Annotated in this window: 14 protein-coding genes; 3 read left to right on the top strand and 11 right to left on the bottom strand. The window is 66.8% G+C overall.

Annotated elements, in window-relative coordinates:
• Positions 1-69: 69 nt before the first annotated feature.
• Both ACEN98_RS11430 and ACEN98_RS11425 read right to left on the bottom strand, forming a co-directional pair.
• Positions 70-684 carry a tetratricopeptide repeat protein gene (locus tag ACEN98_RS11430; RefSeq protein ID WP_413337363.1) on the bottom strand — a complete coding sequence of 205 codons (615 nt, stop codon included), beginning with the start codon at positions 682-684 and terminating at the stop codon, positions 70-72.
• Between the two features lie 62 nt (positions 685-746).
• Entirely contained in the window at positions 747-1,520 is a 774-nt protein-coding gene (locus ACEN98_RS11425; protein ID WP_413384388.1) for a GIN domain-containing protein, read from the bottom strand.
• A 304-nt stretch (positions 1,521-1,824) separates the two neighbouring features.
• On the opposite strand from ACEN98_RS11425, the gene ACEN98_RS11420 reads away from it, so the two are divergent.
• Together ACEN98_RS11420 and ACEN98_RS11415 are read left to right on the top strand one after the other, a co-directional pair.
• Complete coding sequence (locus ACEN98_RS11420; protein WP_413384386.1) at positions 1,825-3,177, top strand: M16 family metallopeptidase; 1,353 nt, start codon at positions 1,825-1,827, stop codon at positions 3,175-3,177.
• 11 nt (positions 3,178-3,188) lie between these two features.
• Positions 3,189-4,607: a M16 family metallopeptidase gene (locus ACEN98_RS11415; protein WP_413384384.1), complete on the top strand. Its 1,419-nt coding sequence runs from the start codon at positions 3,189-3,191 to the stop codon at positions 4,605-4,607.
• A gap of 59 nt (positions 4,608-4,666) precedes the next feature.
• Here the strand turns inward: ACEN98_RS11415 and ACEN98_RS11410 are convergent, their stop codons facing one another.
• The 7 genes from ACEN98_RS11410 to ACEN98_RS11380 form a co-directional block, all read right to left on the bottom strand.
• Positions 4,667-4,855, bottom strand: coding sequence for a hypothetical protein (locus tag ACEN98_RS11410; RefSeq protein ID WP_413384382.1), 189 nt, complete (start codon positions 4,853-4,855; stop codon positions 4,667-4,669).
• A gap of 171 nt (positions 4,856-5,026) precedes the next feature.
• Complete coding sequence (locus tag ACEN98_RS11405; protein ID WP_413384380.1) at positions 5,027-6,919, bottom strand: response regulator; 1,893 nt, start codon at positions 6,917-6,919, stop codon at positions 5,027-5,029.
• Between the two features lie 10 nt (positions 6,920-6,929).
• The gene (locus tag ACEN98_RS11400; protein ID WP_413384377.1) at positions 6,930-8,267 is read right to left on the bottom strand and encodes an ATP-binding protein; all 1,338 of its coding nucleotides are present in this window, start codon (positions 8,265-8,267) and stop codon (positions 6,930-6,932) included.
• Entirely contained in the window at positions 8,264-9,292 is a 1,029-nt protein-coding gene (locus ACEN98_RS11395; RefSeq protein WP_413384375.1) for a SpoIIE family protein phosphatase, read from the bottom strand. Before ACEN98_RS11395 ends, ACEN98_RS11400 begins: the two co-directional genes overlap by 4 nt.
• Positions 9,280-9,747: an anti-sigma regulatory factor gene (locus tag ACEN98_RS11390; protein WP_413384373.1), complete on the bottom strand. Its 468-nt coding sequence runs from the start codon at positions 9,745-9,747 to the stop codon at positions 9,280-9,282. Before ACEN98_RS11390 ends, ACEN98_RS11395 begins: the two co-directional genes overlap by 13 nt.
• Positions 9,747-10,103 carry an STAS domain-containing protein gene (locus ACEN98_RS11385; protein ID WP_036230674.1) on the bottom strand — a complete coding sequence of 119 codons (357 nt, stop codon included), beginning with the start codon at positions 10,101-10,103 and terminating at the stop codon, positions 9,747-9,749. Before ACEN98_RS11385 ends, ACEN98_RS11390 begins: the two co-directional genes overlap by 1 nt.
• Positions 10,104-10,112: 9 nt before the next feature.
• Positions 10,113-10,982: an STAS domain-containing protein gene (locus ACEN98_RS11380; RefSeq protein WP_413384371.1), complete on the bottom strand. Its 870-nt coding sequence runs from the start codon at positions 10,980-10,982 to the stop codon at positions 10,113-10,115.
• 337 nt (positions 10,983-11,319) lie between these two features.
• On the opposite strand from ACEN98_RS11380, the gene ACEN98_RS11375 reads away from it, so the two are divergent.
• The gene (locus ACEN98_RS11375) at positions 11,320-11,991 is read left to right on the top strand and encodes a response regulator transcription factor (protein ID WP_413384369.1); all 672 of its coding nucleotides are present in this window, start codon (positions 11,320-11,322) and stop codon (positions 11,989-11,991) included.
• On the opposite strand, the gene ACEN98_RS11370 is transcribed toward ACEN98_RS11375, so the two are convergent.
• Together ACEN98_RS11370 and ACEN98_RS11365 are read right to left on the bottom strand one after the other, a co-directional pair.
• Positions 11,992-12,525: an RNA polymerase sigma factor gene (locus ACEN98_RS11370; protein ID WP_413384367.1), complete on the bottom strand. Its 534-nt coding sequence runs from the start codon at positions 12,523-12,525 to the stop codon at positions 11,992-11,994. It lies immediately after the preceding gene.
• A 107-nt stretch (positions 12,526-12,632) separates the two neighbouring features.
• Complete coding sequence (locus ACEN98_RS11365; RefSeq protein WP_413384365.1) at positions 12,633-13,097, bottom strand: toxin co-regulated pilus biosynthesis Q family protein; 465 nt, start codon at positions 13,095-13,097, stop codon at positions 12,633-12,635.
• Positions 13,098-13,170: the final 73 nt, after the last annotated feature.

Raw genomic sequence — 13,170 nt, 5'->3', positions numbered from 1 at the left:
CATGCGCGCGTAGGACGATGCCTCATACCCGGGTCGGCATCGTCCTTACATTTGAAGGCAACAGAAAGTTCAGGAACCGCCGTTGCCCGTGTGCGATTGCGTCGGCAGCGGCGTACCCGGTTTCCAGTTGCGCGACATCGATTGCGCTTCGTCGATCTGTTCCTGGCTCATTTGCTTGACGAGCGAAGCGCGCTGCTCGATGGCATTGCGGTGGCCGTTGGCGGCCGCCAGGTTGCACAGCATGTAGGCGATGACGAGGTCCTGCGGCATGCCCGCCACGTGGTAGCGGTACATCAGGGCGAGCGCGTGCTGGGCATCCGGATGGCCCTGCTCGGCGGCCTTGCGGAACCACTGCACGGCCAGTTTCTGGTCCTGGGGCACGGCATTGCCCGTGTAGTACATGGCGCCGATCACGTATTGCGCGTCGGCCTTGCCCTGCACGGCCGCCTTGTAGTGCCAGGCGAACGCCTGCTTGTAGTCGCGCGGCACGCCGCGGCCCATGTAGTACATCAGGCCCAGCAAATGCTCCGCGTCCGCGTTGCCAGCCTTGGCAAGCGGCGTGATTTCCTTCAGGGCCAGCGCATAGTTGCGGGCATTGTAGGCATTGGCGCCCTCCGCGAGGCCCGCCATCGCACTACCGTGCAGGCCCAGCGCAAACAGGATCGCAACGGTCAGTTTTCTCATCGTCTCGTTCGGATTCGTGAGGCCTCGCCTCTTTGTTCTTTTGTTTCGAGATAAATCTTCTTTTACTTCCAGCTCACTTTCCCCAGCCCGTCGACCGCGACCTTGCGGTTCTGGGGCTTGCCGTACACCGTGACGGAACCCATGCCGGACAAATTCAGGTTCGCGTTCTGGCGCGCCGTCACGCGCGCGTTGCCGAGGCCGGACAGGTCGATGTCGACGGAGTCCGCGTTACACTGCTGCGCGTCGAGGTTGCCCAGGCCGCCCAGGTCGGCCTTCAGCCATTTCGCGCGTCCTGCCAGCGAGATGTAGCCCGCACCCTGCAGGTTCAGTTCGACGCCCTCCCCGTTCAGGCCCTGCATCTCCATGCTGCCGATGCCGCCCAGGCTGGCCCGCACGAGGCGGTAGCTGCCCGCGATCTTCATCGAGCCGGCGCCGTCCAGGGTCAGTTCCAGCTCGTCGCCGGAAAAGCCGGAAATGTCCGTCGTCCCGAGGCTTTCGGACGTCACCGACCGTAGGGCCGGCAGCACCAGTTCCGCATGGAGCGAGCCGGTGCGTACGTGGCCGCGGATGTCCGTATCGATGTTCAGCGTATCGCCGTTCTGCGACGTCATCGTGCGCTCCAGGTAGCGCGATTCGCCCTTGAGCGTCAGGGCCGGCGTGGCACCCTGGCGGATCTTCAGGTCGACGGCGCCGTCGACCTTGACCCGCACGACGCGGGCATCGACGGGCCGCGTTTCGGTCGCGAGGTCCGGGGCGGCATGCGCGAGCCCAAGGACGAACAACTGCGCGACACACAGGGCGGCACCGACGGGGGCGAGCGAGAAAATCCTGTTCATCCGATTCTCCGAATTCCTGTTTTTGTTTTGTAAGGGTTGGTGTTTATGGAAAACAGGATAAACGGACGGCCCCGCCCGGCCCAGCGAATTGCGACGAACTGCAAAAATGACCACCTGAGCGACACCGGAGGCGGGCTGGCATGCATGGGCGAGCCGGTCATTATCGCGCGCCGGGCCGCCTTCAAATGTCACCGTTTGTCACCGTTTGTCATCGATGTATGTATCAACATTTCATCCCGGCCCCGCATTTGTTGCGTTAAGATAAATTCGATGCCCTGCCCCATAACTTCATAAAAGGTGATCAATGCGCCTGCGCTACCTGCCCGCCCTGCTGGCCGGGTTGTCACTCTCGCTGACCTCGCTTGCTGCGACCAGCGACCAGTGGACCCTGCCGGTCAACGTCAAGAAGCTCGACAACGGCCTGACGGTCGTCGTCTCCGAAGACCATAGTTCGCCGACCGTCGGCGTGTCCGTCGTGTACCACGTCGGCATGCGCCTGGAGCCGCGCAACCGCACGGGCTTCGCCCACCTGTTCGAGCACCTGATGTTCCAAGGCACGCCGAATGCGCCGAAGGGCGTGTTCGACCGCGCCATCACGGGCGGCGGCGGCAACAACAACGGCTCCACGCGTCCCGACTTCACGAACTACATCGAGACGGCGCCCGTGTCGTCGCTCGAGCCGATCCTGTGGCTCGAGGCGGACCGCATGAAGACCCTCGACTTCAACCCGGCCACCCTGAAGAACCAGCAGGACGTGGTCAAGGAAGAGATCCGCGTGAACGTCAAGAACAAGCCGTACGGCGGCTTCTTCTGGCTCGACATCAGCCAGCTCGCGTTCCAGAAATGGGAGAACAACCACGACGGCTACGGCAGCTTCGAAGACCTCGAAGGCGCGAGCCTCGACGACGTGCGCGCCTTCCACCGCGACTACTACGGCCCGAACAACGCCGTGCTGGCGATCGCCGGCGACGTCACGCCCGCGCAGGCCTTCGCGCTCGCGCAGAAGTACTTCGGCGGCATCGCGGCCCGCCCCGTGCCGAAAGGCTCCGACTTCACCGAAGGCCTGAACACACAGGAAAAACGCATCGAGCAAAGCGACGCGCTGGCGCAGGTGCCGGCCGTCGCCGTCGGCTGGAAAGTGCCGCCGCAGGGCAGCGCGGACCAGGCGCCGATGGCCGTGCTGTCCGAACTGCTGGCGGGCGGCGACGCGTCGCTGTTCTACCTGAATCTCGTCAAGGGCCGCGAGATCGCGCTGAACGTCCAGGGCGGCTTCGGCCTCACCGGTCCGTTCGAATACGGCGGCCCCACCCTGTTCACCGTGTTCGGCCTGTACAAGCCGAACAGCAGCGCCGACGCGATGCTGGCCGCGATGGACGCGCAGATCGCGAAAGTGGTCAAGGACGGCGTCGACGCCGCCACGCTAAAGCGCGTGAAGACCCGCATGCTCGCGGACTGGAACAACGACCTGGAAAACATCCTGTCGCGCGCCGACACGCTCGCCAAGCTGCAGACGCTGTGGGGCGACGCCAACGTCGTCAACAAGGTGCCCGGCTGGATCGAGGGCGTGACGTCCGCCGACCTGCAGCGCGTGGCCGCCACGTACCTGACGAAGGCGAACCGCACCGTCATCGACCGCAAGCCGGCAGTCAAGAAATGAGGAGCGCCCCGATGAAACAACTGATGCTGACGATGATCGTGGGTGCCTTGTTCGCCCACTCGGCCCAGGCCGCGGACGTGCCGAAAGAAACGATGCCGGCCGCGATGCCGGCCTACGCAAAAGACAAACCGCTGCCCGTGCCGCACATCGGCAAGAAGACCTTGTCGAATGGCCTGCAGGTGTGGATCGTGCCGCGCACCGGCATCCCGCGCGTGGACATGGTGCTGGCCGTGCGCGACGCGGGCTTCGCCGCCGACGATGCGAAACACCCGGGCTTCGCCGAACTGCTGGCCGGCCTGCTGAACGAAGGCACGGCGAAACGCGACTCGCGCGCGATCGCGGAAGCGGCCCAGGGCATGGGCGGCTCCGTGGCCGCCGGCGCCGGCGCGGACGGCATCGCGGTCCAGGCCAGCGCGCTCGCGTCGCAGGCCGGACCGATGATGCAGCTGCTGGCCGAAGTCGCGCGCACGCCATCGTTCCCCGAGAATGAAGTGGCGCTGGCCAAGGCCAACGCGCTGCAAAGCCTGCGCGTCTCGGAGACGCAGCCGCGCTTCCGCGCCGAACGCGCGATCAGCCGCGCGATCTACGGCGACCACCCGTACGGCCACATGACGCCGACGGCGGAAGCGATCGAATCGACCACGCAGAACCTGCTGCGCGCCGAGCACGCGAAACGCTTCCGTCCGGAGCGCGCGCTGCTCGTGATCACGGGCCGCATCAAGGAAGCGGATGCCTTGAAACTCGCGCAGAAGGCGTTCGGCGACTGGAAGGCAAGCGGCCCGGCGGCAGCGGAGGTGCCGAAGGCTCCGGCCACGGCAAAACCCGTACGCCTGCTGCTGGAACGGGGCGGCAGCGTGCAGTCGACGCTGCGCCTCGGTAGCCCCGGCATCGCCGCGACGGCTTCCGACCAGATTCCGCTGCGCCTGGCCAGCACGATCCTGGGCGGCGGCTTTTCGAGCCGCGTGAACATCAAGCTGCGCGAGGAGAAGGGTTACACCTACGGCGCCTCGGCCGGCGCGCGCCTGCTGCGCGAAGGCGGCGGCATCGTCGGCGGCGCGGACGTGCGCAACGAAGTCACGGGCGCCGCGCTGACCGAGTACTTCAACGAGTACAAGCGCATCGGCGCCGACCTCGTCCCGGCGGACGAGATGAAGATGCACAAGCGCTACGTGGCGGGCGGCTACCTGCTGAGCAACCAGATGCAGCGCGCCGTCGCGAACACGCTGTCCAGCAACTGGCTCGTGGGCCTGCCGGCCGAGTTCCTGGGCCAGTACGTGCCGCTGATCGAAAAGGTCACGCCGGAACAGGTGCGCGACGTGGCGAAGAAGTACTTCGCGCCGGAGAACCAGTCCATCGTCGTGGTGGGCGATTCGAAGGCCGTCGGCGAGCAGCTGAAGGCGTTCGGGGACTTTACGGTCACCGACAAGTAACCGCATGCCTCCCGGGCGCGGCCCGGGAGGCTTTGCTTGTCACGGTGAAACCGTATTCGTTACTTCCTGGCGGACTGCTTCGACCCGCCGCTCGACGACTGCTTCGTTTCGCCGTGCTCCGCGCGCTGCTTGTTCACGATGCGCGACGCGACCTCTTCCTCGCGGCCGGGATAGCGGTGTTCCTTCTTGAATTCCGTCTCGAGCTTCTTGTATTCGCGCTCGCGTTTCGGGCTGGCTCCCTTGGGCATGATGGCCTCCATCGGTAAGTGGATGGCGCCAGATTAGGCCGATGACGTGCGGATGTACGTGCGCTGACGCACGTTGAACGCGTGGGCTCGGGGAGCCCACCCTACCGCTGACGCACGTTGAACGACCGCGCATCCGTAGGGTGGGCACCCTGTGCCCACGCGGAACGCAAATCAGCCTTGCAACGCTTTTTCGAGGTCTTCCAGCTCGGCAGGCTTGACGAGGTGCGCATCGAAGCCCGCCTCCTGCGCCTTGCGCCGGTCTTCCGGCGAACCGTAGCCGGTATGCGCGACGAGGCGGGTCGAGGCCAGCTGCGGATGCCGCTTGAGCATGCGCGCCAGTTCATAGCCGTCCACGCCCGGCAGGCCGATGTCGAGCACGATCACGTCCGGCCGCAACTCCAGCGCCATCTGCACGAGGTTGCCGGCATCCGCCGTCGTGTGCGCCTCGTAGCCCATCTCGGCCAGCAGGAAGGCCATCATCTCCATCGCGTCGACGTTGTCGTCGACGAGCAGGATCTTGCGGCCGCCCGACGCCGGCGCCGGTGCGCTGGACGGCGCCTCGGCTGCCTGCGCGCCCTGCTCCGCCGTGCGCAGCACCGGCAGCTCGACGGTGAACGTGGAGCCGAGGCCGATGCCGGGGCTCGTGGCGGACAGCCGGCCGCCGTGCATCTCGAGCAGGCGCGAGACGAGCGACAGGCCGATGCCGAGGCCTTCCGGTGCGCGGTCCGGCGGGACGGCCGCCTGCGCGAACATGCCGAAGATGCGCGACAGGTTGTCCTCGGCGATGCCGATGCCGTTGTCCCGCACGGCGATGCGCACGACGTCGCCCGCGAGCGTCACCTCGACCCTGATCCTGCCGCCCTTGGGCGTGAACTTGGCCGCATTATGCAGCAGGTTGCCCATCGATTGCGCGAGGCGCACCGGGTCGCCCCGCAGCCAGATCTGGCGGTCCGGCTGGACGACGTCCAGCTTGTGCTCGCGCGCCGCGATCAGGGGACCGGCCGTTTCGACCGCCTGGGCGATCACGCCTTTCAGCTCGACCTCTTCCTGGCGCAGGACGATCTTGCCCTCCGAGATGCGCGCCACGTCGAGCAGGTCGTCGACGAGGTGGGCGAGATGGTCGACCTGGCGCGTGATGACGTCGCGCGCGCGCGCATGGTGCTCGTTGGCGCCGTTGCCGGACGCGCCCAGCAGCGCCGCCGCATTGCGGATCGGCGACAGCGGATTGCGCAGCTCGTGCGCGAGCGTCGCGAGGAATTCGTTCTTGTTGGCGTCGGCCGCGCGCAGCAGCGCTTCCATCTCCTTGCGGCGCGTGATGTCGCTCGTCACGCGCGCCACGCGGTACACCTCGTCGCGCCGGTCGCGCACGGGGAACAGGCGGTCGCGCACCCAACGCGGCGAGCCGTCCGGCATCATCACGCGAAATTCGGCTTCGTAGTGCGGCGCGGTCTGCAGCGCATCCCACAGCGACATGACGTAGGCGCGGTCGTCCGGATGCACGGCCGCGAGCCAGCTGTCCGGCTCGCGCTCCAGCGTGTCGACGGGGCGGCCCCAGATCGTCGCGTACGCGGGGCTCACGTATTCGAGCGCGCGCGCCGGCACGGAGAACATCCAGAACACGTCCTCGATGTTGTCGGTGAGCTGGCGGAAGCGTTCCTCGCTGTCGCGCAACGCGCTCTGGGTCTGGCGCATGCGCAGCAGCGCGTTGACGTTGGCGACCAGTTCGTCGGCCTCGATCGGCGCGGCGAGATAGTTGTCGGCGCCACCCTCCAGGCCGCGGATCTTGTCGGCGCGGCCCGTCAGCGCGGCCGACGTCTGCAGCACGAGGACCATCGCGCTGTCCGGGTCGGCCTTGATGCGGCGGCACACCTCGATGCCGTTGATGTCCGGGAGCTTCACGTCGAGCAGCACGAGCGCGACGCCGCCGCGCTTTACGACATTGAGCGCATCGGTGCCGTTGCTCGCCTCGACGACGTCGAAGCCGGCACTCTGCAGGATGCGCGTCTTGGCGTAGCGGGCGCCGTCGTTGTCGTCGACGTTGAGGATCAAGGTCGGGGTAGTCATGTTGCGTTCCTCAGGTTCCAGCGTTGCGCTGCACAGTTTGGGCCGGGAAGAAGCGCGGCAGCACGAGGCTGAAGGTGGAGCCGACGCCGGGCTGGCTGACCACGTCCACGCGGCCGCCGAGTAGGTCCGCCAGCTTGCGGCACAGGGGCAGGCCGAGCCCCGTGCCCTTGCTGCGCCGCTGCAGCGGGTGTTCGATCTGGCTGAACTCTTCGAAGATCAGCTGCAGGTTGTCCGGGCTGATGCCGATCCCGGTATCGGCTACCGCGAACGTGATCGTGTCGGCCCCGGGGTCATGGAAGGCCGACACGCGCACCGCGCCCTGCTCGGTGAATTTCAGGGCGTTCGAAATGAAGTTGCGCAGGACCTGCGAGATCTTGCCCTCGTCCGAATCGAATGCCTCGACATAGTCGCACGGTTCGAAGATCAGGTCGACCCGCGCCTCGTCGACGAGCGGACGGAGCATGCCCTTGAGCGCGCGGAACAGGTTGTCCACGACGATGGGCGCCACCGCCACCTCGACGCGGCCCGCCTCGATCTTGGCCAGGTCGAGCAGGTCGTTGACGAGTTCCGACAGGTCGGCCGCGGCGGCCTCGATGAAGCGCACCTGGCGCTCCTGTTCCGGCGTCAGGTCGCCGTCCATGCGGTCCAGCAGCAGCTTGGCCAGCGCGCGGATCGACGACAGCGGCGTACGCAGTTCGTGGCTCGTGTTCGACAGGAAGCGCGACTTCATCTCGTCGGCGCGACGCAAACGCTCGGCCTTGTCCTCGATCTCGGCGTACAGCGCGACGATGCCGCGGTTCGTGTCTTCCAGTTCGCGCGTCAGCGACAGCAGGTCTTCCTGGCGCTCGCGCAGTTCCGCCAGCGTGGCGACCAGTTCGCGGTTCTGCAGCTCCAGTTCGTTGTACGTGTTCGCGACGGGGCTGTCCTTGGCCAGCTGCGCCGCGACCTCGGCCAGGCGCGCATTGTCGATCCACAGCTGCGGCGGCAGCGCCTTGCGCATCGTGATCACGCCGGCGCCCTGCTCGTCCTGCGCGACGTGGCACTCGTCCATCAGGCGGTGCGCGGTGACGACGGCATCGTCCGGCAAGCTGCCTTGCGCGCCCTTGCCGCCGCTGATCGTCACCTCGAGCGACTGGCGCCGGCCCGCCTCGCGGATCAGGAACGCGGCGCGGCCGCCAAATCCGGCCTGGCAGGCGCCGCGCGCCACTTCCGAGACGGCGGTGGCGATGCGTACCTGGTCCTGCTGCGAAAACCCGAGCAGGTGCGAGACCTGGCGCGCGCGCTGGCGCACGAGCACGACGTCCTGCTCGGCGTCGAGGCCCACGGCCAGGATGCGCTGCACGTTCACGACGTTCTCCGGCGCGCGACCAGCACCATCGCGTCGTCGCGGCGGCGGATGAAGTCGCGCATCAGCACGGCCGCCACGAGCGCGGGTGCGTGCATGTGGAGGCCCGGATAGGCGCCGAGGTCCCACTGGGTCTGGATGCCGTCCGAGGCCAGCACGCACAGCGCGCCGGGCGGGAACGGCGCGGTGAATTCCTGCACCTTGCGCATGTTGTGCCCCACGATGCCGTTGTGCGAGACGAGCGCGCGGCGCGCCGCGCCGTCGAACACGACGGCGGCCACGTTGCCGATGCCGGCGCAACGGATGTCGCCGCCGCTGTAGTCGATCCTTGCCACGGACATCGCGGCACCGCGCGTGATGCGCAGCAGTTCGTGCGCCGTGTGCAGCACTTCGGAAGGCAGAGCGGCCGGACGCTTTTGCAGCGCCTGGATGGCGCCGGCGGCGGCCTTTGCCGCTTCCGGCCCGTGACCGAGTCCGTCCACGCCGACCAGGGTCGCGCCTTCGAGATCGCAGGTGACGCCCCAGCCGTCGCCGCTCTCGTCCTCCCCGGCGAGCGGCATGCACAGCGCGCCCACTTCGATGCCGCATGGTTCGGGTGGCGCGGCGCCCTGCCAGATGCGCATGAAGAAGGCGCTGCCGCGGCCAAGCTGGGTCCACGCGTCGAATTCGTCGGCCTGGCGGCGCAGCGCACCGAGGCCCGTGCCCGCCGTGCCGGCCGTCGAGACGCCGTCGCGCAGCGCGAAGTCGATGTCGGCGATGCCTGGCCCGTTGTCGACGGCGACGACGTCCACGCCCGGCATCGCGGCGCCGGACTGCGTGCGCATGATGCTGATCGTCCCTTCGCCCGCGTGCTTGAGGATGTTGGTGGCCGCTTCCGTGATGATGATCGCGAGGCGGCCGGCCTTGACGTCGTCGAAGCCGAGCGTATCCGCCAGCTTCTGCCCGGCGCGGCGCGCGGCCGAGACGTCGCTGGCGTGGGTGATGGCGAAGTTGAGCTGCGGCGACAGCGAACTGATCAGCGTTTCCATTTGACGACCGACACCGCAGTGCCCTCTCCCGCGCGGGAATCGATGCCGAATTCGTCGACGAGGCGTTTCGAACCGCCGAGGCCGAGCCCCAGGCCGCCGCCCGTCGTGTAGCCGTCGCGCAGCGCCATCTCGAGGTCGGGGATGCCCGGTCCGTTATCGATGAAGATCAGGCCGACGCCCTTGCGGAAACCGTCCGTCAGCGCATCGAGGTAGACCATGCCGCCGCCGCCATACTTGATCGTGTTGCGCGCCAGCTCGCTGGCCGCCGTCACGAGCTTGGTCTGGTCGACGAGCGACAGCCCGATCGCGACGGCCCGCTCGCGCACGTGCTTGCGCAGCGCGACGACGTCCTCGTCCGACCGCAGCGGCAACGCGGTGCGTTCGGTGCGGTCCTGACGGTGCCGCTCGAGCAGTTCGGACTCGAACACCACCGCGTTATTGAGAGCTGCGCTCATCAAAAATTAGTCTTTCCCAACAGGGCCATGCCCTTTTCGACGTTGAGTGCCGTCTTCACGCCATGCAGCGTGAGACCCAGTTCGACCAGCGTGATCGCGACGGCCGGCTGCATGCCGACGACCACGGTCTGCGCATCGAGCACGCGCGCCATCGCGGCCGTGTTGCTGATCATGCGGCCGATGAACGAGTCCACCAGGTCGAGCGCGGAGATGTCGATCAGGACGCCCTTGGCGCGGTCGCGCACGATGCGTTCGGTGAGGTCGTCCTGCAGGGTCATCGCCAGGCGGTCGTGCATGTCGACCTGGATCGTCACCAGCAACAGGTCGCCCATGCGGAGAATCGGGATGCGTTCCATGCGCGGTCCTCAGGCGTGGGCGGTACGCTTGATGACGGACGTGCCGGTGCGCTCGAGCGCGACGAGGAACGCGTCCGCCAGCGTGGCCTTGGTCACGACGTCTTCCAGATTCACGCCCAGGTGCACGATGGTCTGCGCGATCTGCGGACGGATGCCGCTGATGATGCAGTCGGCGCCCATCAGGCGCGCGGCAGCGATCGTTTTCATGAGGTGCTGCGCGACGAGCGTGTCGACGGTCGGCACGCCGGTGATGTCGATGATGGCGATCGAGGCGCCCGTATCGACGATCTTCTGCAGGATGTTCTCCATCACCACCTGGGTGCGCGCCGAATCGAGCGTGCCGATCAGCGGCAGCGCGAGGATGCCTTCCCACAGTTTGACGACCGGCGTCGACAATTCCAGCAATTCCTGCTGCTGGCGCACGATGATCTGGTCGCGCGCGCGCTGGAACACTTCGATGGTGTACAGGCCCATCTTGTCGAGCAGCGAGCTGATGGTCCACGAGGCCGATGCGAGCGCGGCCGGGTCGCCCGCGAAGCCCTGGTTCAGGCGCGTGAACAGCGGCTGCTTCAGCGAGAACACGAAGGTCGCCGTCTCGCTCGGGGTCGAGCCGTTCCTGGCGCGGATCGACGAGATCTCGCTCAGGATGTCGCGCACGTCGTCCCACGAACGGTGGTCCATGTTCTGCAGTTCGCCGCCGCGCGTGGCCTGGGCGAACGCGGCCAGGAATTGCTGGCAATGCTTGCGCAGCTGGTCTTTCGAGACGACGCTCGACCGCACCGTCAGCGCTTCCAGCTGCTCGATCCACTCCGAGCCGATGTCGGCCTGATGATCCTGGATGAGCTGGCTGATGCGGTTCGCGTAGTCCTGGGTCGTCATCTGTATTCCTTTTTTGGAGTGAAAGGTTGTGCCGTTTGGACCAGTTTGCGGCCCCGGCAATTCTGTCAAATGACCGACTATACCATCCATTTCCAGGATGACACGGTACGATTGACAACGTGGATTTCCCCTATCGCCCGGCTCCGGCGGAGATTATTCAACAGGACAAAATAACCGTTTGCAATTATGATACCCATCATTCACGTCGACCTCGCCATCCGGCACGCATCAAGCGGCGTCGCCCCTACCGAACAATCGGGCTCAGTTAAAGATGCGAATGAATATTGCATGTTTGGTAACTAACACATCCGTCCTGAAAGTCGTCCGTGCCGCATTCATGCAAGCCGGTGCCGAATGCACGCACTTCACGTCCGAAGTCGTCCTGTTTCGTGCCCTGCTGCGGCAAAAATTCGACCTGATCTTCATCGACCTGGACGCCGCGCCCACGCCGGACGACGCCATCGTGTCCTGGCTTAACTGCCGTTCCGGCAACGATACGCCGGTTCTCGCCATGTCGCCCGTACGCGACGCCCACATGACCGCACTGGTGCTCAACGCGGGTGCCGACGACCTGCTGGTCAGGCCGTTCGAACCGGTCGAATTGCTGGCGCGGGCCCATGCGCTGGTGCGCCGCAGTAATCCGCGCGGCGCGCGCCGCCGCATCGAACTGGCCGGTTTTTCGCTCGACCGCGAGAGCAGCAAATTCGCCTACCTCGGCACGCCGATCATGTTGACGTCGCGCGAGTTCGGCCTGGCGTGGATGTTTTTTTCGTCGCCCGGCGTGTACATCTCGCGCGAGACCATCGGCACGTCGATCTGGAGTTCCGACAGCGAGGTCGCCGGCCGCACGATCGAGCAGCACGTGTACAAATTGCGCAAGAAGCTGCAGCTGGGTGCCGAACGCGGCGTCAGCATCCGCACCGCGTACGGCCAGGGGTATCGGCTGGAACTGTCGGGGCAACACGCCGCCGCCGTCCCGGACGATTCCGCCCCCGACCTGCCGGAATGATCAGCGGCCGCATCCGGCGCGCACGGCGGCCCGGACGCGCGACACGCGCGAGCGGACGGTGCCCACCGGGATGTCCATTTCACTGGCCGCCTCTTCGTACGTCGAGCCCCCGTCGAGCACCGCTTCGAACGTCGTGCGGATCCGGGCGGGCAGCGCATTCAGCATTGCGTCGACCATCGCCGCCGTCTGGCGCCATTCCAGCAGCACGGCCGGGTCGCCATGGGCATCGGCCACCTGTTCCAGCGCAGCTTCGTCGAGCGTGTCGTGGGCCTGGGCGCAGTTGCGGCGCACCTGGTGCCGCGCCAGGTTCAGGGCGATGCCAAACAGCCAGGTCGACGGCTTGGAGAGCCCGGCAAAACGGTCCGCACAGCGCAGCGCCTCGATGAAGGTCTGCTGGACGACATCTTCCGCGTCCTCGGGATTGCGCATGTAGCGCTGGACGAAGCGCAGCAGATGACGGTGATGCGTGCGGAACAGTTGGTCCATGTCCAGTGCCTGCGGTACGCCGGCGGCGCCATTCGACTCCATCGTCATGTTTAATCTCCAGTAACGTTGCGATGGATCAAACATATCAGTGGAATTCGCGCAAAAAGCCAATCCTTGAGCATTGCTGAGACATTGAGAATTGTTGAGCTTTCGCGTTACCTGGCGACGATGCGCAGCACGCGGTTGCCGTCGTAGAAAATCGCCTTCATGGGCGTGTCGGCGGTCGCCATGCTCCTGGCGACCGCCTCCACCGCGTCGGTGAACCTGCCCTTGATCCCGGTGCGCGCCGACACCGCGTAATCGATCGGCAGCTCCCACACGAGCTGCCAGCCCGCCGCCTCGGCCCAGCGCGTCAGCGCGGTCTTCAGCGTCTTGTCGGCCGGCGTGACGTCCCAGACGGGCTCGGCCGCGGGACGCGCGGGCACGGCGTCGGCGTCGGTGTCGTCGCAGTCGTCGTCGTCCAACGTCTGCGGCCTGATCGGGGTGGTCGAAAAGAACGCGCCGGCGGCCGGCGCGGGACCCGCGGCGCGGGCTCCGCCGGCGGCCAGGCACAGCACGGCGCCGATGACGAGAGCGGCCAGCGCGCCGCGGGCGCGGGATGGATGGGCAACCGGATGCATGATGGACTCCTTTCGATGGTGACGGAACTCATGATGAGTTGCGCGCCGCCGCATCCGGTTCGCCCGCCGGCCG

Origin of the sequence: Massilia sp. CT11-137 (assembly GCF_047302885.1) — a bacterium.
Taxonomy (GTDB): Bacteria; Pseudomonadota; Gammaproteobacteria; order Burkholderiales; family Burkholderiaceae_D; genus Telluria; species Telluria orientalis.
The sequence above is the reverse complement of the archived record's forward strand: the minus strand, read 5'-3'. Positions and strand labels throughout refer to the sequence as shown.

Coding starts and splice junctions, on each gene's coding strand:
- ACEN98_RS11430 (WP_413337363.1), bottom strand. CDS start 684: ATGAGAAAACTGACCGTTGCGATCCTGTTTGCGCTGGGCCTGCACGGT.
- ACEN98_RS11425 (WP_413384388.1), bottom strand. CDS start 1,520: ATGAACAGGATTTTCTCGCTCGCCCCCGTCGGTGCCGCCCTGTGTGTC.
- ACEN98_RS11420 (WP_413384386.1), top strand. CDS start 1,825: ATGCGCCTGCGCTACCTGCCCGCCCTGCTGGCCGGGTTGTCACTCTCG.
- ACEN98_RS11415 (WP_413384384.1), top strand. CDS start 3,189: ATGAAACAACTGATGCTGACGATGATCGTGGGTGCCTTGTTCGCCCAC.
- ACEN98_RS11410 (WP_413384382.1), bottom strand. CDS start 4,855: ATGCCCAAGGGAGCCAGCCCGAAACGCGAGCGCGAATACAAGAAGCTC.
- ACEN98_RS11405 (WP_413384380.1), bottom strand. CDS start 6,919: ATGACTACCCCGACCTTGATCCTCAACGTCGACGACAACGACGGCGCC.
- ACEN98_RS11395 (WP_413384375.1), bottom strand. CDS start 9,292: ATGGAAACGCTGATCAGTTCGCTGTCGCCGCAGCTCAACTTCGCCATC.
- ACEN98_RS11390 (WP_413384373.1), bottom strand. CDS start 9,747: ATGAGCGCAGCTCTCAATAACGCGGTGGTGTTCGAGTCCGAACTGCTC.
- ACEN98_RS11385 (WP_036230674.1), bottom strand. CDS start 10,103: ATGGAACGCATCCCGATTCTCCGCATGGGCGACCTGTTGCTGGTGACG.
- ACEN98_RS11380 (WP_413384371.1), bottom strand. CDS start 10,982: ATGACGACCCAGGACTACGCGAACCGCATCAGCCAGCTCATCCAGGAT.
- ACEN98_RS11375 (WP_413384369.1), top strand. CDS start 11,320: ATGCAAGCCGGTGCCGAATGCACGCACTTCACGTCCGAAGTCGTCCTG.
- ACEN98_RS11370 (WP_413384367.1), bottom strand. CDS start 12,525: ATGACGATGGAGTCGAATGGCGCCGCCGGCGTACCGCAGGCACTGGAC.
- ACEN98_RS11365 (WP_413384365.1), bottom strand. CDS start 13,097: ATGCATCCGGTTGCCCATCCATCCCGCGCCCGCGGCGCGCTGGCCGCT.